At 69.4% G+C, this 17,942-nt stretch carries 20 protein-coding genes; 7 read left to right on the top strand and 13 right to left on the bottom strand.

Annotated elements, in window-relative coordinates; translation table 11 throughout:
- Nucleotides 1–149: 149 nt before the first annotated feature.
- Nucleotides 150–599, bottom strand: a complete 450-nt coding sequence (locus tag ACEVFP_RS06230; RefSeq protein ID WP_375002778.1) for an SRPBCC domain-containing protein — start codon at nt 597–599, stop codon at nt 150–152.
- 81 nt (nt 600–680) lie between these two features.
- On the opposite strand from ACEVFP_RS06230, the gene ACEVFP_RS06225 reads away from it, so the two are divergent.
- The 5 genes from ACEVFP_RS06225 to ACEVFP_RS06205 all read left to right on the top strand — a co-directional run bounded on the left by ACEVFP_RS06225 (nt 681) and on the right by ACEVFP_RS06205 (nt 4,481).
- On the top strand, nt 681–1,193 hold the full coding sequence (locus ACEVFP_RS06225; RefSeq protein WP_375002777.1) for a hypothetical protein: 513 nt from the start codon (nt 681–683) through the stop codon (nt 1,191–1,193).
- A 61-nt stretch (nt 1,194–1,254) separates the two neighbouring features.
- The gene (gene deoC / locus ACEVFP_RS06220; RefSeq protein WP_375002776.1) at nt 1,255–2,172 is read left to right on the top strand and encodes a deoxyribose-phosphate aldolase; all 918 of its coding nucleotides are present in this window, start codon (nt 1,255–1,257) and stop codon (nt 2,170–2,172) included.
- A gap of 4 nt (nt 2,173–2,176) precedes the next feature.
- Complete coding sequence (locus ACEVFP_RS06215) at nt 2,177–3,634, top strand: aldehyde dehydrogenase family protein (RefSeq protein ID WP_375002775.1); 1,458 nt, start codon at nt 2,177–2,179, stop codon at nt 3,632–3,634.
- Nucleotides 3,631–4,323, top strand: coding sequence for an aldehyde dehydrogenase family protein (locus tag ACEVFP_RS06210; RefSeq protein ID WP_375002774.1), 693 nt, complete (start codon nt 3,631–3,633; stop codon nt 4,321–4,323). The genes ACEVFP_RS06215 and ACEVFP_RS06210 overlap by 4 nt, the downstream gene beginning before the upstream one ends.
- A 5-nt stretch (nt 4,324–4,328) precedes the next feature.
- Nucleotides 4,329–4,481: a hypothetical protein gene (locus ACEVFP_RS06205; RefSeq protein ID WP_375002773.1), complete on the top strand. Its 153-nt coding sequence runs from the start codon at nt 4,329–4,331 to the stop codon at nt 4,479–4,481.
- A gap of 66 nt (nt 4,482–4,547) precedes the next feature.
- Here ACEVFP_RS06205 and ACEVFP_RS06200 read toward each other — a convergent pair whose 3' ends face one another.
- The 9 genes from ACEVFP_RS06200 to ACEVFP_RS06160 all read right to left on the bottom strand — a co-directional run bounded on the left by ACEVFP_RS06200 (nt 4,548) and on the right by ACEVFP_RS06160 (nt 14,424).
- Nucleotides 4,548–5,633: an adenosine deaminase gene (locus ACEVFP_RS06200; RefSeq protein ID WP_375002772.1), complete on the bottom strand. Its 1,086-nt coding sequence runs from the start codon at nt 5,631–5,633 to the stop codon at nt 4,548–4,550.
- Nucleotides 5,630–6,106, bottom strand: coding sequence for a MaoC family dehydratase (locus tag ACEVFP_RS06195; RefSeq protein WP_375002771.1), 477 nt, complete (start codon nt 6,104–6,106; stop codon nt 5,630–5,632). Before ACEVFP_RS06195 ends, ACEVFP_RS06200 begins: the two co-directional genes overlap by 4 nt.
- A gap of 9 nt (nt 6,107–6,115) precedes the next feature.
- Nucleotides 6,116–7,540, bottom strand: coding sequence for a thymidine phosphorylase (locus tag ACEVFP_RS06190; RefSeq protein WP_375002770.1), 1,425 nt, complete (start codon nt 7,538–7,540; stop codon nt 6,116–6,118).
- The gene (locus ACEVFP_RS06185) at nt 7,537–8,739 is read right to left on the bottom strand and encodes a cytochrome P450 (RefSeq protein WP_375002769.1); all 1,203 of its coding nucleotides are present in this window, start codon (nt 8,737–8,739) and stop codon (nt 7,537–7,539) included. Before ACEVFP_RS06185 ends, ACEVFP_RS06190 begins: the two co-directional genes overlap by 4 nt.
- The gene (locus ACEVFP_RS06180) at nt 8,736–9,188 is read right to left on the bottom strand and encodes a cytidine deaminase (protein WP_375002768.1); all 453 of its coding nucleotides are present in this window, start codon (nt 9,186–9,188) and stop codon (nt 8,736–8,738) included. Before ACEVFP_RS06180 ends, ACEVFP_RS06185 begins: the two co-directional genes overlap by 4 nt.
- Nucleotides 9,185–10,444: an ABC transporter permease gene (locus ACEVFP_RS06175; RefSeq protein ID WP_375002767.1), complete on the bottom strand. Its 1,260-nt coding sequence runs from the start codon at nt 10,442–10,444 to the stop codon at nt 9,185–9,187. Before ACEVFP_RS06175 ends, ACEVFP_RS06180 begins: the two co-directional genes overlap by 4 nt.
- 76 nt (nt 10,445–10,520) lie before the next feature.
- Nucleotides 10,521–11,648, bottom strand: a complete 1,128-nt coding sequence (locus tag ACEVFP_RS06170) for an ABC transporter permease (protein WP_375002766.1) — start codon at nt 11,646–11,648, stop codon at nt 10,521–10,523.
- Complete coding sequence (locus tag ACEVFP_RS06165; RefSeq protein WP_375002765.1) at nt 11,645–13,237, bottom strand: ABC transporter ATP-binding protein; 1,593 nt, start codon at nt 13,235–13,237, stop codon at nt 11,645–11,647. Before ACEVFP_RS06165 ends, ACEVFP_RS06170 begins: the two co-directional genes overlap by 4 nt.
- A 140-nt stretch (nt 13,238–13,377) precedes the next feature.
- Nucleotides 13,378–14,424: a BMP family protein gene (locus ACEVFP_RS06160; protein ID WP_375002764.1), complete on the bottom strand. Its 1,047-nt coding sequence runs from the start codon at nt 14,422–14,424 to the stop codon at nt 13,378–13,380.
- Between the two features lie 183 nt (nt 14,425–14,607).
- Between ACEVFP_RS06160 and ACEVFP_RS06155 the strand changes: the two genes are divergently transcribed.
- Nucleotides 14,608–15,234 (top strand): SAF domain-containing protein, encoded by a 627-nt coding sequence (locus ACEVFP_RS06155; protein WP_375002763.1) that lies wholly within the window; start codon nt 14,608–14,610, stop codon nt 15,232–15,234.
- Nucleotides 15,235–15,323: 89 nt separating this feature from the next.
- Complete coding sequence (mscL, locus tag ACEVFP_RS06150; RefSeq protein ID WP_375002762.1) at nt 15,324–15,701, top strand: large conductance mechanosensitive channel protein MscL; 378 nt, start codon at nt 15,324–15,326, stop codon at nt 15,699–15,701.
- Nucleotides 15,702–15,717: 16 nt separating this feature from the next.
- Here mscL and ACEVFP_RS06145 read toward each other — a convergent pair whose 3' ends face one another.
- The 3 genes from ACEVFP_RS06145 to ACEVFP_RS06135 form a co-directional block, all read right to left on the bottom strand.
- Nucleotides 15,718–15,930, bottom strand: a complete 213-nt coding sequence (locus ACEVFP_RS06145) for a hypothetical protein (protein WP_375002761.1) — start codon at nt 15,928–15,930, stop codon at nt 15,718–15,720.
- The gene (locus ACEVFP_RS06140; protein ID WP_375002760.1) at nt 15,917–16,807 is read right to left on the bottom strand and encodes an NAD-dependent epimerase/dehydratase family protein; all 891 of its coding nucleotides are present in this window, start codon (nt 16,805–16,807) and stop codon (nt 15,917–15,919) included. The genes ACEVFP_RS06145 and ACEVFP_RS06140 overlap by 14 nt, the downstream gene beginning before the upstream one ends.
- A 97-nt stretch (nt 16,808–16,904) precedes the next feature.
- A complete protein-coding gene (locus ACEVFP_RS06135) occupies nt 16,905–17,663 on the bottom strand; it encodes an HAD-IIA family hydrolase (protein WP_375003774.1) in 759 nt (252 codons plus the stop codon).
- Between the last annotated feature and the right edge of the window lie 279 nt (nt 17,664–17,942).

Raw genomic sequence — 17,942 nt, 5'->3', positions numbered from 1 at the left:
CGGTGTTGCCTCGTCCTGCTGAGGTCCCCCGCACCTAAGAGCACGCGCTTGAGGGCGCACACCTGACGGCTGCCGGACCTGCCCTCGATCGAACCCCACCCCCAACCGGGACGTCAACGCTCCGGAGGTGACGATCCAGTGAACGTCGCTCAGTGACGCAGGAGGCCGGCCAGCTGCGCCAGCGCGATGCGGTGCCCGTTGCGATGGCCCTCGATCATGCCCGGCCCGACGAAGGAGACCACCTGGTCGACGACCTCGACCCGCGTGACGTCGGCACCCAGGTCTTCAAAGCGCCACGTCAGCAGGGCCGTGGCGAGCAGACCGTCATCGGTGCGGACGGTGTCGGTGTGGACGACGAGACGTTCGGGCTCGATCTGCACGTACTCGATCTCACCCTGGAACTCGAGCACTCCCGGGCTCCCACACCGGTAGCGCCCCCGTCCACCGGGGGTGAAGTCGTCGTCGAGGCAGACCTGCTCCTCGCCGTCGGGGACGCTCCAGCGTGCCCTCACGACCGGGTCGCTGAACGCGGCCCACACCGCGCGCACCGAGGCGTCGACGCGCTGCTCCAGGTCGATGGTCGCGTGCTCCACGGACATGCTGAATCCCTCGAGTGGCGTGGCTTGGTCCAGGACCACCCTCGCACGCAGCACGCCCCCGTGTCCGCCTACTGTGGCCTCGTGAGCCCCGAACATCGACCGTCGCGCGCCTGGTACGGCCTCGCGGCCGTGCTGCTGGTCATCGCCGTCGCCGTCGGTGTGTTCGGGACGGTGCGGCTGTTCACCGGCATCGCGAACTTCGAGATCGACCCGGTTCCCGCCTCCGGCCCCGTGACCCTTGGCGAGCGCCCGCTGGCCGTCTGGCAGGAAGGTTCAGCAGCCGGTGTCACCTGCACGGCGACCAACGAGTCCGGCGCGGAGTCCTCGCGTGACCTGCGGGGCAGTACCACCTTCACCCGCGGCAGCCGTACGTGGCACAAGGTCACGGTCATCGAGGGTCCGCCCGGCTCCACCCACCTGTTGAGCTGCACCGGCGCCTCCGGGCAGGCGTCCATCGGGGTCTCCGACGACCCCGACGTCTGGGGCAGCGTCCGCGACGTGGCCGTGGTGGTGCTCGTCTCCGGGCTGAGCGCCGTCACGGCGGTCGTCGTCACCATCGTCGTCGCGCTCAGACGGCGTCGCACAGGACCCTGAGGGGAGGTAGCGTGGTGCAGTCCCGGCCACAGCCGGCCAGACCGCACCCGAAGGGAACTCCGTGACGTCTGCGACCAGCACGACGCTGCACCGAACGCTCTCGCGCCTACCCGGCGTCGACGCGGTCGGTCTCGAGGCCCGAGCCGCGGCGCTCGCCACCCGCTCCATCAAGACCACGTCCAAGCAGTGGGCGATCGACCTAGCCATCTCGATGGTCGACCTGACGACGCTCGAGGGGGCCGACACTCCCGGCAAGGTGCGGGCGCTGTCCGCCAAGGCCTTGCGCCCGGACCCGGGTGACGCCTCGTGCCCGTCCGTCGCGGCGGTCTGCGTGTACCCGGACATGGTCCGCGACGTCCGTGACGTCGTCGGCTCGTCACTGCACGTCGCCGCAGTCGCGACGGCCTTCCCGTCCGGCCGAGCCGCACTCGACGTCAAGCTCGCCGACACCGCTCACGCCGTCGGGGCCGGAGCGGACGAGGTCGACATGGTCATCGACCGCGGCGCCTTCCTGTCCGGCGATCTCGCCACCGTCCACGAGCAGATCGTCGCTGTCAGGGAGGCCTGCGGTTCAGCCCACCTGAAGGTCATCCTGGAGACCGGCGAGCTGCAGACCTATGACAACGTGCGGCGGGCGTCGTGGCTGGCCATGGATGCCGGTGCCGACTTCATCAAGACCAGCACCGGCAAGGTGCAGCCCGCTGCGACGCTGCCCGTGACGTTGCTGATGCTGCAGGCCGTGCGCGACTACCGCGTCGCCACCGGGCGGCAGGTGGGCGTCAAGCCCGCCGGGGGCATCCGCACCACCAAGGAGGCGCTCTCCTACCTGGTCGCCGTCAACGAGACCCTGGGCGACGACTGGCTCGACCCGGACTGGTTCCGCTTCGGTGCCTCGTCGCTGCTCAACGACCTGCTCCTGCAGCGGCAGAAGCTGACCTCCGGCCGCTACAGCGGTCCCGACCACGTCACCCTGGACTGATTCGATGCCAAAGTTCGAGTACGCGCCCGCACCGGAGTCCCGGTCGATCGTCGACCTGTTGAGCTCCTACGGGCTGTTCATCGACGGCGAGTTCACCGACGGGTCCGGCCCCTCGTTCAAGACCGTCTCCCCCGCCACCGAGGAGGTGCTGGCCGAGGTCGCAGAGGCCACGGACGCCGACGTCGACCGTGCCGTCAGGGCCGCACGGCGCGCGTTCGACACGACGTGGGGCCCGATGCCGGGACGCGAGAGGGCCAAGTACCTGTACCGCATCGCGCGCATCATCGCCGAACGCAGCCGCGAGCTGGCCGTCCTGGAGACCCTCGACAACGGCAAGCCCATCAAGGAGTCGCGCGACGTCGACGTGCCGCTGGTCTCGCAGTGGTTCTTCTACTACGCCGGGTGGGCCGACAAGCTCGAGCACGCTGGTATGGGTCCGGCACCGCAGCCGCACGGCGTCGCCGGTCAGGTGATCCCGTGGAACTTCCCGCTGCTGATGCTGTCCTGGAAGGTGGCGCCGGCCCTGGCCGCGGGCAACACCGTGGTGCTCAAGCCAGCCGAGACCACTCCCCTGACGGCGCTGCTGTTCGCCGAGATCTGCCAGCAGGCCGAGCTCCCACCGGGCGTGGTCAACATCGTCACCGGGGCCGGTGCCACGGGGCAGGCCGTCGTGGAACATCCGGACGTCGACAAGGTGGCCTTCACCGGGTCCACGGCCGTCGGACGCCAGATCGCCCGAGCCGTCGCCGGGACGGACAAGAAGCTCACGCTGGAGCTGGGCGGCAAGGCCGCCAACATCGTCTTCGACGATGCACCGATCGACCAGGCCGTCGAGGGCATCGTGCGTGGGATCTTCTTCAACCAGGGCCACGTCTGCTGCGCCGGCTCGCGTCTGCTCGTGCAGGAGAGCGTCGCCGAGGACGTCCTGGAGCGGCTCAAACGACGCATGGAGACGCTGCGGCTCGGTGACCCGCTGGACAAGAACACCGACGTCGGTGCCATCAACTCCGCCGAGCAGCTCGCCCGCATCCGTGAGCTGGCCGAGGTCGGGGACGCCGAGGGAGCCGAACGCTGGTCGGTGGCCTGCGAGCTGCCGGAGCACGGGTACTGGTTCGCGCCGACCATCTTCACCGGCGTCACCCAGGCCCATCGCATCGCCCGGGAGGAGATCTTCGGACCCGTGCTCTCGGTCCTGACGTTCCGGACCCCGGCCGAGGCCGTCGAGAAGGCCAACAACACCCCCTACGGGCTGTCCGCCGGCGTCTGGACCGAGAAGGGATCACGCATCCTGGCCGTGGCCGACCAGCTGCGGGCCGGGGTCGTGTGGGCCAACACCTTCAACCAGTTCGACCCGGCCGCTCCGTTCGGTGGGTACAAGGAGTCCGGCTACGGCCGTGAGGGCGGCAAGCAGGGACTGGCCGCCTACCTGCGAGAGGGCAAGCAGAAAGGGGCGCGGCGATGACGCGGCTCGAGGTGCGCAAGACCTACAAGCTCTACATCGGCGGGGCGTTTCCCCGCTCAGAATCCGGCCGCACCTACGAGGCACGCGACTCCAGGGGACGGTTCCTGGCCAACGCCTCGCAGGCCTCGCGCAAGGACGCCCGCAACGCCGTGGTGGCCGCACGCAAGGCCTTCGGCGGCTGGTCGGGGCGCACGCCCTACAACCGCGGCCAGGTTCTCTACCGGGTCGCGGAGATCCTCGAAGGACGACGCGAGCAGCTCGTGGCCGAGGTGCGCGCCGGTGAGGGGCTCACCGAGAAGCGGGCCGTCACCACTGTCGACGCCGCGATCGACGCGTGGGTCTGGTACGCCGGATGGGCCGACAAGCTCGCCCAGGTGACCGGCAACGCCAACCAGGTGACCGGACCGTTCTTCAACCTCTCGGCACCAGAGCCCACGGGCGTCGTCGCGATCTCCGCGCCCCAGGACTCCTCCCTGCTGGGACTCGTGGGCGTCGTGGCGCCGGCGATCGTCTCCGGCAACACCGTCGTCGTGGTCACGTCGCACGAGCGACCGCTTCCGGCCGTCACGCTGTCGGAGATCCTCGCGACGTCGGACGTGCCCGGCGGGGTGGTCAACGTGCTGACCGGCGACGTCGCCGAGATCGGGCCCTGGCTCGCTCGCACCTCGACGTCGACGCCCTGGACCTGACCGGGGTGAAGGATCCTGACCTCGGTCGCGACCTCGAGGCAGAAGCAGCGGTCAACCTCAAGCGCGTCATCCGCCCCGGCACCTCCACCGATGAGTCCCTGGGCCGCATCACCCCCCTGCTGGAGACCAAGACCGTCTGGCACCCCATCGGCGTGTGAGCCCGATGTGTGGGCCCTGGCACTCGATGAACGGCCGGTTGGGGGCCCGGGCTCACGAATCCGGGGTCACAGAGCGGCGTACCCGGGCTTGATGACGTCGTTGATGAGCGTGAGGCGCTCCTCGAAGGGCAGGAAGGCGCTCTTCATGGCGTTGACGGTGAACCAGCGCAGCTCCTCGGTGCCGTAGTCGAAGGCATCGACCAGCAGCTGCAGCTCCCTGCTCATCGACGTGCCACTCATCAGCCGGTTGTCGCAGTTGACGGTGACGCGAAAGCCCAGCTCCTTGAGCAGGCCGATCGGATGGTCGGCGATCGAGCGCATCCCCGGGACGGCCGAGGTCTGCAGGTTCGAGGAGGGGCACATCTCCAGCGGGATGCGCTTGTCCCGGATGTACGCCGACAGCCGGCCCAGCTCTGGGCCCTGTGCGCCGGCCAGGTCGATGTCGTCGATGATGCGGACTCCGTGCCCCAGCCGGTCGGCGCCACAGCGCTGGATGGCCTGCCAGATCGAGGGCAGGCCGAATCCCTCCCCGGCATGGATGGTGAAGTGCGCGTTCTCCCGACGCAGGTACTCAAAGGCCTCCAGGTGCAGGATCGGCGGGAAGCCGTCCTCGGCGCCGGCGATGTCGAAGCCGCACACGCCGCGGTCGCGGTACTCCACGACGAGCTCGGCGATCGCCAGACCGTGCTGGGCATGACGCATCGCCGTGAGCAGCTGCCCCACGACGATCGGCGAGCCCTCTGCCGCCGCCTCGGCGCGTCCCTCGTCGATGCCGGCCTGCACGGCCTCGACGGTCTCGGGCAGCGTCAGGTCCGCGGCGAGATGCTGCTCGGGCGCCCAGCGAAGCTCGGCGTACACCACACCGTCGGCAGCCAGGTCCAGGACGGCCTCCTTGGCCACGCGAGCGAGGTCCTGCGGCCGCTGCATGACGGCGACAGTGTGCACGAAGGTCTCCAGGTACCGCGGCAACGATCCCGAGCTCGCTGCCTCGGCGAACCACAACCCCAGCTGCTCGGCCGGCACCGGGAGCTCATGACCGATCTCGTCGGCGATCTGTGCGACCGTCGACGGTCGCACACCGCCGTCAAGATGCTCGTGCAGGGCGACCTTGGGCGCACGGAGCACCTGTTCGGGGGTGGCGACGGTTGTCATGTCCGGTCCTCGCTGTGCTGCGCCTCGACCAGCAGCGTCACCGTCTCGGCCACGCAGGCCGGCTTGTCGACGCCCTTGATCTCGATCGTGTGGCGCAACGTGACCTGCTGGCCCTTCTCGATGTCTCGGACGTCCACGACGTGGACGCGGTTGCGCACCTTGGAGTCGACGGTGACCGGCGCGACGAAGCGCACCTTGTTGAGGCCGTAGTTGACCCGCGCGACGTCGCCGGCGAAGGCATAGACCTGCGCCCCGAGGAACGGCAGCAGCGACAGGGTCAGGTAGCCGTGAGCGATCGTGGTGCCGAAGGGACCCTCGGCGGAACGCTCGGGATCGACGTGGATCCACTGCCGGTCGCCCGTGGCGTCGGCGAACAAGTCAATGCGCTCCTGGGAGATCTGCACCCACTCGCTGACGCCCAGCTCCTGTCCGGAAGTCCCGGCGATCTCGTCACGGTCGTTCAGCACTCGCATGGCGTGACCCTAACCAATCCGGCCGAGCACCACGTCGGCCGCCGTCGTATCACGTCGCCGCCCAGGGGCCGGCACCCCTGCCGTGCCTTCTGGCCGCCCAAGGCCCGGCACCCCTGCCGTGCCTTCTGGCCGCCCAGGGCCCGGCACCCCTGCCGTGCCTTCTGGCCGCCCAGGGCCCGGCACCCCTGCCGGGGCCTCGCCGACGTCGATCCCGCCCTCCAACGCCTCCAGTGCCCGCTCGAAGCGTTCCGGCGTGTCGGTGTGCAGCGTCAGCAGCGGCTCACCCTCCCGCACGGTGTCGCCCGGCTTGGCATGCAGCTCCACTCCGGCCCCGGCCTGCACCTGCTCCCCCGGTCGTGACCGTCCGGCCCCCAGCCGCCAGGCCGCCAGGCCGACGGCCAGCGCGTCCAGCCGGGCCACCGTCCCCGTCACCGGTGCCAAGACAACGTGTGTCTCCCGGGCCGTGGGCAGGCCGGCGTCCGGGTCTCCGCCCTGTGCCACGACCATGCGACGCCACACGTCCATGGCGCGACCGTCGGCAAGCGCATCGGCGGGATCGACGTCCTCACGACCAGCCGCCGAGAGCATCTCGCGAGCCAGCGCGAGAGTCAGCTCCACGACGTCGGACGGGCCCCCTCCGGCCAGTACGTCGACGGACTCACGAACCTCCAGGGCGTTGCCCGCTGTCAGGCCCAGCGGGGTGGACATGTCGGTGAGCAGTGCGACGGTGCGCACTCCCGCATCGTTCCCCAGATCCACCATGACGTGAGCCAGCTCCCGAGCCTGGTCCTCTCCCTTCATGAAGGCGCCCGAGCCGACCTTCACGTCGAGTACCAGTGCTCCCGTCCCCTCGGCGATCTTCTTGCTCATGATGGAGCTGGCGATGAGCGGGACCGCCTCGACGGTGCCGGTGACGTCCCGCAACGCGTACAGCTTCTTGTCCGCCGGCGCGAGGCCCGAACCGGCGGCGCAGATCACTGCACCGACGTCCTCCAGCTGCTCCAGCATCGCCTCGTTCGACAGGTCGGCCCGCCACCCGGGCACGGACTCCAGCTTGTCGAGCGTGCCGCCGGTGTGCCCCAGACCTCGGCCCGAGAGCTGCGGCACGGCCACACCGCAGGCAGCAACGAGCGGCGCCAGGGGCAGGGTGATCTTGTCGCCCACGCCGCCGGTGGAGTGCTTGTCAGCGGTCGGCCGGGTCAGTGAGGAGAACTCCATCCGCTCGCCGCTGGCGATCATCGCCTGCGTCCAGCGGGAGATCTCACGACGCTCCATGCCGTTGAGCAGGATCGCCATCGCGAGCGCCGACATCTGCTCCGGCACCACGACCCCACGCGTATAGGCGTCGACGACCCAGTCGATCTGCGCGTCGCTCAGCTCGGCACGGTCCCGCTTGGCCGCGATGATCGCGGGCGCGTCGAACGGCTCGCTCACGTGAGAGCCACCTCGATGGACTCGAACCCGCGCAGCACCCAGGTGGGGCGGCGCGGCGCCCGGCCAGTGAGGGCCAGGCGTGGATACCGCTCGAGGAGTCGTCGCAGGGTGATCTGGAGCTCCAGGCGCGCCAACGGAGCGCCCAGGCAGAAGTGCAGCCCCATGCCGAAACCGACATGGGGGTTGGGGTCGCGGCCGACGTCGAAGGCGTCAGCGTTCTCGAAGACCTCGGCATCCCGGTTGGCCGAGCCCATGAGGCAGGCCACCGTCTCCCCGGCCCGGACCGTCTCCCCGGCGATCTCGACGTCGACGCTCGCCGTCCGCTCGAACATCTGCAGCGGCGCGTCGAAACGGATCAGCTCCTCCAGCGCCGTCGCCACCGGGACGTCCCCCGACGTCACGCGAGCCAGCTGCTCAGGGCGCGACAGCAGGGCATGGATGCCGTTGCCGAACGTGTTGACCGACGCCTCGTGGCCGGCGTTGAGCAGCAGCACGACGGTGGCGACGAGCTCGTCGTCGCTCAACCGCGCCCCCGTGCTGTCGACCTCGGCCACGAGGTCGGTGACGAGGTCCTCACCCGGCTCCCGGCGACGCCGCTCGATGACGTCGCGCACGTAGGCGGCGAACTCCTCACTCGCCGTGACCGCCGCCCGTTTGACGTCGTCGTCCACCCCCTGCTCGTACATGTGGACGATCGCCTGCGACCAGTCGCGCAGGCGCACGTGGTCCGCACGGGGCACGCCGAGCAGGTCGGCGATGACGAAGACCGGCATCGGCTCGGCATAGGACGCCAGGATGTCGACCGGAGCATCCTCAGGGAGGTCGTCCAGCAACGACTCGGCCAGCTCCTCGATGCGCGGTCTCATGCGCTCGACGTGCCCGCGACCGAACGCGCCCGCCAGCAGCCGACGCATCCGAGTGTGCTCGGGCGGCTCGTTCTCCATCAGCTGATGTCGGTGCAGGGTGTTGAAGGGCTCCATCGACTCGGCGGGCTCGACGTCCGACCAGAGCCGGCCGAGCCGGCGGTCCCGTAGGACAGCACTCACCGCGGCATGGGTGGTGGCCACCCAGCGGCCCTCACCATCGGTCCCGTCGTCGGCACGCAGCAGTGGCCCCGTGGCACGCAGCTCGGCCAGCCACGGGTACGGGTCGTCGAGCAGCTGCGGTGAGGCGAGGTCTGCACCCACCACAGGGCTCACCGTTCCTCCAGGTTCTCTGCGCCGAACGCATCGGGCAGGACCTCGGTCATGGGGCGTGGACCGGACGATGTCAGCAGCTGCATCGTCGGCCCGCCGTTCTCCCACAACAGCTGGCGACACCGACCGCAGGGCATGAGTGCGTGGCCGCGCGCGTCGACACACACGACGGCGACGAGCCGACCTCCGCCGGTGGCGTGCAGCGCCGAGACCATGCCGCACTCGGCGCAGAGCCCGACGCCGTACGCCGCGTTCTCCACGTTGCACCCCAGCACCACACGGCCGTCGTCGACGAGCCCGGCCGCCCCCACCGGATACTGCGAGTAGGGGGCGTACGCGCGCTCCATCACCTGCGTGGCGTATCCACGCAACGCATCCCAGTCGACGGGGTCTTCAGCGCCCTTGATGCCGAACGGCACGTTGACGGGCTCACGATCGTCCGATCCTGTCATCCGACACTCCCCTTGCGGTACGGCTTGCCATCGGCGGCCGGCATGCGTAGCCGTTGCGCGAACAGCGCGAGCACCAGCAACGTCGTCACGTAGGGCGTCATACCAGCCAGGTCCTCCGGGATCGAGTCGGTCGCGACGTACCAGGCAGCCACCAGGATGCCGAGCAGAGCGGCCACCAGCGCGGAACGTCGACCGTGCTGACGCCACTGCCAGATGGCCAGGAAGACCAGGCCGACGGCCACGAGCAGCAGCAGGCCGTGGATGGAGTCCCCACCGCCCCGCAGACGCAGCGTATCGGTGTAGCCGAAGAGTCCGGACCCGGCCAGCAGGCCGCCGGGACGCCAGTTGCCGAAGATCATGGCGGCGAGGCCGATGTAGCCACGTCCACCGGTCTGACCGTCCCGGAACCCGTTGGCCGCCACCAGGGCGAGGAAACCGCCGGCCAGTCCCGCGAAGGCGCCGGACGTGGCGACGGCGATGAACTTGTACCGGATGACGTTGACGCCCAGCGACTCTGCGGCTGCCGGGCTCTCACCCACCGACCGCAGTCGCAGCCCGAAGGTCGTGCGCCACAGGATGAACCAGGTCAGGAAGAACAGGCCGAGGCAGATGAGCGTCAGCACCGAGAGGTTCGAGACGAGGGACCGCAACACCGCGGCCAGCTCGGACAGGAAGAACCAGCGCTTGCCCTCCAGGGTCCCGAGCGGGTCGGCGAGAAGGGGTATGGAGATGCTGGGCAGGTCGTCGACGCGCGGCGACTGCGTCTGACCGCCGCCGGGCACCCCCGCGAAGGACAGGACCGCGAGGTACTGCACGACGCCGAGGGCGATGATGTTGACCGCGACACCGGAGACGATGTGGTCCACCCCGAAGATCACGGTGGACACGGCGTGCAGCAGGCCGCCGGCGATACCGAAGCCGATGGCCCCGAGGACGCCCTCCCAGGGACCGTGGAAGTAGCCGAAGTAGCCGGCCCCGAAGGTCCCGAGGATCATCATCCCCTCCAGACCGATGTTCACGATGCCGGCACGCTCCGACCACAGTCCGCCGAGGCCAGCCAGGCCGATCGGCATCGCGGCCACGAGCGTGGCCCGCAGGGTGCCCGAGGAGCTGAGGTCGCCGGTGCCGGTGACGATGCGCAACAGCGACATCAGCACGAGCAGCCCGGCCAGGCCGAGCAGCAGGATCGGCAGGCTCAGGCGGAACCGTCGTGCCTTGACCGGCGTCGTGCCGGTGGGTCCGGTGGCGATGCTCATCCCATCACGTCCTCAGAAAAGGCACGGTAGGACGCGATGGCACGAGGTGCCTGATGGTTCACTCGCTGGCGCTCGCTCATGAGGCCACCTCCTTGCGATCCCCGCCGGCCCCTCGGCCCTCGGGGCCGGCACCGAGGGCGGCAGCAACCTGCCGCTGCTCGAGCCGCACGCCGTAGCGACGGACCACCTCATAGGCGATGACCACTGTGAGCACGATCGTGCCCTGGGTGATCCTGACGATGTCCGGTGAGACGTTCTGCAGGATCTGCAACGGGTTGGACTGCTCATCGAGGTAGGCGAACAGCAGCGCGCCGAACGCGATGCCGATCGGGTGGTTGCGCCCCAGCAGGGCGATGGCGATGCCGGCGAACCCGAGCCCGGACTGGAACGTCGATCCGTACGCGTAGGCCTCTCCGAGCAGGATCGGCATGCCCACCAGGCCGGCGACGGCCCCGGACAACAGCATCGAGATGAAGATCATCTTCTTGACCCGGATGCCGGAGGCGACCGCCGCACTCTCCGAGAGGCCTGTGGCTCGCAGGTCGAAGCCGAACCGCGTCTTGTTGATGACCACCCAGTAGGCGACGCCGACGCCGAACGCGAGGAACAGGAAGCCGTAGACCTCGTTGGGCGCACCGGGAAAGAGCGTGAAGCCCGGGATCCGGCTGCCCTCGGGCACCGGCTTGGTGGCAGTGATGTTGGAGCCGGGGTTGTCCACGGCGGCCTTGCGCAGCAGGTAGGCCACGAGCGCCGTCGCGATGGAGTTGAGCATGATCGTGGAGATCACCTCGGAGACACCACGGGTCACCCGCAGGAGCCCGGCGATGCCGGCCCACAGGGCGCCGACGGCCATGGCGGCGACGAGCGCGAGGATCGTGTTCAGGTATCCGGGCAGGAAGGCTTCGCCGGCGACAACCGCGGCCACGAACGATGCGACCCGGTACTGCCCGTCCACCCCGATGTTGAACAGGTTCATCCGAAAGCCGATGGCCACCGCGACGCCGGAGAGGTAGTAGACCGTCGCGGAGTTGACGATGTTCGTCATCCCCCGTGCCTCCGGCAGGCTGAGGATCTGTCCCCAGACCCCGGTGACGGAGTCGCCCGCGATCGCCAGCACCAGACTGGTGATGAGGAAGGCGGCGAAGAGCGCGAGCACGGGGGCTGCGATGGCCAGCCCCAGGCGCTTGAGACGTTGGTCGGTCACGCCGTGGGCCCTTCCCCGTCGTGGTCGTCGGCCCCGGTCATGGCCGAGCCCAGCTGTTGCGGCGTCACGGTCGTGGGGTCGAACGTCCCCACGAGGCGACCGCGCAGGATGACACGGATGGTGTCGGAGAGCCCGATGAGCTCATCGAGGTCGGCGGAGATCAGCAGCACCGCCAGCCCTTCGCGTCGGGCCCGCTTGATGTGACCCCAGATCGCCGACTGTGCCCCGACGTCGACGCCACGGGTGGGGTGGGAGGCGATGAGCAGGCTGGGCTCATCGCTCATCTCGCGTCCGATGATGAGCTTCTGCTGGTTGCCCCCGGACAACGCCCGCGCGAGCGCATCGATGCCGGAGGTCCGTACGTCGTACTCCTCGACGATGCGCTCGGTGTCGGCACGAGCGCCGGAGCGGTGGATGAACGGCCCGGTCACGTTGGGCTCGCGGGTCTGGTGCCCCAGCACGCGGTTCTCCCACAGCGGCGCGTCGAGCAGCAGCCCGTGCCGGTGACGGTCCTCGGGGATGTAGCCGATCCCGGCCTCACGACGCTGGCGGGTGGAGAGCGGGGCCAGGTCCTGACCGGAGACCACGATCGACCCGGTCGCACCCGGCCTCATGCCCATGACCGACTCCACCAGCTCGACCTGGCCGTTTCCTTCCACCCCGGCGATACCGAGGATCTCGCCCCGGTGGATCGTGAAGTCGATGTCGCTCAGCAACGGCCGGCCGCCGGCGGCCGGTAGGCCCAGGTCTCGTACCTCGAGCACCGGGACGTCCGTGACCGTCGAGCTCTCGGTCGTGGGGCTCGGCAGCTCCGAACCGACCATCATCTCGGCGAGCTGTCGTGAGTCGACGCTCGATCCGGGCACGGTGTCGACGGTGGATCCACGGCGGATCACGGTGACGGTGTCGGCCACCGACAGCACCTCGTCGAGCTTGTGCGATATGAGGATGGCGGCCACGCCCCGCCGGGTCAGCTGCCGGACGTTCTCGAACAGCTCGTCGACCTCCTGAGGCACCAGGACGGCGGTCGGCTCGTCCAGGATGATGATCCGCGCACCCCGGTAGAGAACCTTGAGGATCTCCACCCGCTGGCGGGCACCGACGCCGAGCTCCTCGACGAGCACGTCGGGATCGACGCCCAGGCCGTAGGTCTCGGAGATGCGCAGGATCTCCGCGCGTGCCGTCCCACCGATGCCGTGCAGCTTCTCCGCCCCCAGCACGACGTTCTCCAGCACGGTGAAGTTGTCCGCCAGCATGAAGTGCTGAAAGACCATGCCGACACCAGCGGCGATCGCATCGGAGGGCGAACCGAGCGAGACCTGTGTGCCGTTCACCTCGATCGTGCCGGAATCGGGCTTCTGGACCCCGTAGAGGATCTTCATCAACGTCGACTTGCCGGCGCCGTTCTCCCCCACCACGGCGTGCACGGTGCCCCGGACGACGTCGATGTTGACGTCGTGGTTGGCCACCACGCCGGGGAAGGTCTTGCCGATGCCGCGCAGACGGACGACGACGTCGTCGGGTCCCGGCCCGTCTGCTGTGGGGTCCTCCGCGCCGGGCGGCGAGGCCGTCGGGCCGGCGCCCGTCATGTTGGGCTCGTCACTGAGGGGCTCCTCGTGGTGGTTCTTGCGAGTCGGGCACAACGGCCGCGGCCCGGCCCACGCCAACGCGTCTGGCCGGACCGCGACAGTCCCAGGTGCACCCGGTCAGCGACCGGGCCCGCCGGGGATCACTCCGACGGGACCTCGATCTCGCCGTCGATGATCTGCTGCTTGTAGCCGTCGAGCTCATCGGTGATGTCGTCGATCTGTCCTCCGGTGGTCGAGTAGGAGACGCCGTCCTCGGCCAGGTCGTACTCCTGCGGGCCGGTCGAGGGCTCACCGTCGGCCACGGACTCCAGGAAGCTGAAGACCGCGACGTCGATGTTCTTGACCATCGAGGTCATGATGACCTCACGCACCGACTCATCGGCCGTGAGCCCCTGGTCGGAGTCGACGCCGATCGCCTTGGCGCCTGCGGCCGACACGGCCTCGAAGACGCCACCACCGGAGCCGCCGGCAGCGTGGTAGACGATGTCCGCCCCGCTGTCGAGCATGCCCTCGGCCGCGGTCTGACCCTTGGCCGGATCACCGAACCCGCTGAAGTCCGGCGGCTGCGTCAGGTAACGGACCTGGACCTCGATGTCGGGGTTGACCGCCTCGGCGCCCGCCACGAACCCGGCCTCGAACTTCTTGATCAGCGGAACCTCGACTCCGCCGACGAAGCCGACGTTGTCGGACTCGGACTTGATGGCCGCAGCTGCGCCCACCAGGAAGGACCCCTGCTCCTCGGCGAAGAGCAGGTTGGTGATGTTGTCACCCTCGACCGCGTCGTCGACGATGGCGAAGTTGACGTCGGGGTTGGCGGCGGCCACCTTGCCGACGGACTCCGAGTAGGCGAAGCCGACCGCGATGACCGGGTTGAAGTCCGCGTCGACGAGCTGCTGGAGCCGGTCCTCGCGAGCCGACTCAGGCTCGCCGTCCTGCGCCTCGGCGGTCTGAACCTCAAAGCCCAGCTCACACTCGGCCTGGTCCAGGCCCTTGGCGGCGGAGTCGTTGAACGACTGGTCGCCTCGGCCGCCGACATCGAAGGCCATGCCGACCTTCACGTCCACGGAGTCGACGCAGTCCTCGCCCGACGCGCTGTCGTCGTCGTCGTTGTTGTTCGCACAGCCTGCACCGGCGAGCACGAGCGCGGCCACACCGGCGACAGCACCGGCCTTGGTGAATCGACGCAAAGTTCCTCCTCAAGACAATGCCGGGGAGCCCGGCACCCCCGCACACTAGCCCCACGACCGGGCCACGTGGAGCCTCTGAGCGGTGAATCCGGGGGCCCGTAACCGATTTGTCACCTGCCGGGGTCCCACGTTCCTGTGGACAACTCGCTGCTTCGTCCTCCGTAGGTCCCTAGCGTGCCCCGCATGGACCGGTTCCGACATCTGCTCCTGCACCATCGACGCCTCATCGCCGCCGCGCTGGCCGGCCTCGCTGTTCTCACGGCCCTGGCGTCGGTCCGCACGCAGACACCGGAGACGAGCACGGTGGTCGTCTCCGCGCGCGACCTGGCCAGCGGAACCCGGCTGACCTCGGAGGACGTGGAGCACCGGGCCGTCCCACCGGGCGTGGCCGCCGACCATGCCATCGCCTCGGTCGACGACCTGGTGGGCCGTCGTCTCTCCGGTCCGGTGCGAGGCGGGGAGATGCTCACCGACGCCCGCCTGCTCGGACCGGGCGCCCTCCTGGGCCGGGACCCGGGGATCGTGGTCGCCACGGTCCGTATCGCCGACCCCGTCGAGCTGGAGTCGGTCGGTGTCGGCGAGCTGGTCGACATCGTGGCCGTGACTGCGGACGGTCAGGCCGACGGCTCGACGGCCCGCGTGGTCGCCGAGGCGTTGGAGGTGGTGGCCACCGACGGCGACGAGGACGATCCGACCGGTTCGGCGACCTTGCGCGTGGCCGCCGAGCAGGAGGTCGCGGTCGCGCTGGCCGAGGCCGCCGTCGACGCCCGACTGGGCGTGCTCACGGTCCCACCGGATGAGGACCGCTGACACGATGCGCGGAGAATGACGCGGCGTCGCCGGCTCGCTAGGCTCGCTCCCGTTGGACATATCTCATCGCCTTTTCGAAGGGAACTTCCATGCTCCAGGGTTTCAAGGACTTCCTGTTCCGCGGGAACATCGTCGACCTCGCCGTCGCAGTGGTCATCGGCACCGCCCTCACGGCGCTGGTCACGTCATTCACCTCCTCGTTCATCGATCCCTTGATCGGTCTGGCCGGGGGCGGCGGTCCTGAGGGGCTCAGCTTCACGGTGAGTGACCAGGTCTTCACGGTGGGCGCGTTCATCACCGCGGTCATCACCTTCGTCATCACGGCGGCAGCGGTCTACTTCTTCATCGTCGTCCCGATGCAGAAGATCAACGAGCGTCGCGCTGGCGGGGCTGAGGAGGAGGAAGAGATCTCCGAGGACGTCCAGCTCCTGCGCGAGATCCGTGACGCTCTGCAGCGCCCGATCTGACCAGATCGTCGGTGGTTCAGCCGCCGTGATGGGGCGGGACGTCCCGCATCAGCTCGTCATCTCGACCCTGGTGCGGGCTCCCGCCCCGCTGTGTGTCTGCTGCATCGGGCATGTCGTCGGACGTCGACTCCGGTAGCAGGTCGCCCAGCAGCGCCGCGGCCCTGCGCCGCCGCTCGCGCTCGGCAGCGGCCCGCGCGCAGTTGTCGGCCGCGTCGTCACCCGGTGACATCGTCGAACCATTCAGGGGTGAGCTTCGGGTGCTGGGGGTACCAGCCGGTGCGGTCGGAGTATCGCTGGGAGCTGACCCGCTGCGATCGGGTCAGCATCTCCAACCGGTGGCCGGCGAACCGCTGCAGGGTTGCGGAGTGGAAGCGCGCACCGCTGCGCTCGCCGGCCAGTGCGTACTGCTCCGACAGCTCGATCCGACGGCTCGGTTCGGCACCGACGTTGTAGGTACCGGGCGGCGCGGTGAGCGCGCAGACTACTGCCGTGCCGGCGTCCTCGACGTGCAGCAGGTGGATCCAGGACGCCGGGTCCCCGAAACCGGTCGGTCGCCCCGACCTGGCTCGCCGCACCATCCACCGCGTGTGCGGATGCGGTCCGACCAGACGCCCCAGCCTCAGCACCACATGGTCGCCCGACTTCCTGCCGAAGTTCTCGGCGTTGGACTCGGCGATGACCACGGGTTCGGTGGTCTGCGTGAGATCGATGGTGGAGTGCTCATCCACCCAGTCGTCGCCGGCTGCGGCGTACAGGACGCTGCTGCTGACCTGCACCAGTCGTGGGACGCCCGCGGTGGCGGCAGCCTCCGCCACGCGCGCCGACCCGACGACCTGCGCGTGATCGTGCCAGCGCCAAGCACCGGGGCGGATCGCGGCATAGCCGACCGGCGCGGCCGGGCCCACGTTGACCACGGCATCGCACCCCTGCATCAGCCGAGTCATGGCGGGGCGATCGAAGCTCGAGCCGCGCACGAGCTGCAAGGCTGCATCCGTGCCGGGCGATGAACGTCGGGTCAGGCCGACCACGTCGTGGCCGGCTTGGAGCAGCGCGGTGGTGGCCGATCGGCCGAGCGTCCCGCAGGCTCCGGTCAGGAAAACCCTCACGTGTCCACTTTCGAACGTTGCGTCCCACGGACACGGTGGTGTCCTTGAGCAACGTCAGTCTAGCGAAGTCCGCGCAAGAACTGGTGCGACTGGTTCGTCAGGAGGTGTGAAGCTCGCGGACGAGGGGCACGACGTCGGCGATGGAGTCCACGACACGGGTGGGCCGGAAGGGGAATCTGTCGACCGTCGCTGCGGGCGTGGATCCGGTGAGGACGAGGATGGTGCGCAGGCCAGCCTCCAGCCCGGACAGGACGTCGGTGTCCATCCGGTCGCCGACCATGACGGTGCTCTCGGAGTGGGCCTGGATCTCGTTGAGTGCGCTGCGCATCATCAGCGGGTTGGGCTTGCCGACGAAGTAGGGCTCGACACCTGTGGCCTTGGTGATGAGCGCGGCGACCGACCCTGTGGCCGGCAGCGATCCGGTGGGTGAGGGTCCGGTGGCGTCGGGGTTGGTGGCGATGAACCGGGAGCCGTTCTCGATGAGCTGGATGGCGCGGGTGATCGCCTCGAAGGAGTAGGTCCGGGTCTCCCCCAGCACGACGTACTCGGGATCACGCGTGGTCATGACGTAGCCGACGTCGTGCAGTGCCGTGGTCATGCCGGCCTCGCCGATGACGTAGGCGGTGCCGTCGGGGCGTTGGTCGGCGAGGAACTGGGCGGTCGCGAGGGCCGAGGTCCAGATGGCGTCCTCCGGGACGTCGATGCCGGCGGCCGCGAGCCGGGCGCGCAGGTCGCGCGGCGTGAAGATGGAGTTGTTGGTCAGCACCTGGAAGGGCAGCTGAAGCTCCCGCAGGGTGGCGATGAACTCCGCGGCACCGGGAATGGCCCGTTCCTCGTGCACGAGGACGCCGTCCATGTCGGTCAACCAGGAGTCGACCTGCTTGGTGCTCGTCACCTGTCTCCCCTGCTCGTGTGGGCTTCGGCTCGATCCTACGCGGACGCTGGGCCGCGCCAGTGGTTCATCACGTACATCACGTCCACGCCGGTCGGGGCACAGCGCCTCGACCGCTCTGTGGGCAGAGTTCTCCCGATGGTCGTGGGAATCGTCGGGGCCTGCGTCTGGGTCCAGCAACGCTGGTGGCACGAGTTCGGGGATGCCGTCGATGGTGAAGTGGATGTCCCAGCCGTCGGCGTG

The sequence above is a fragment of the Aeromicrobium sp. CTD01-1L150 genome (assembly GCF_041951745.1).
Lineage (GTDB): Bacteria > Actinomycetota > Actinomycetes > Propionibacteriales > Nocardioidaceae > Aeromicrobium.
The sequence above is the reverse complement of the archived record's forward strand: the minus strand, read 5'-3'. Positions and strand labels throughout refer to the sequence as shown.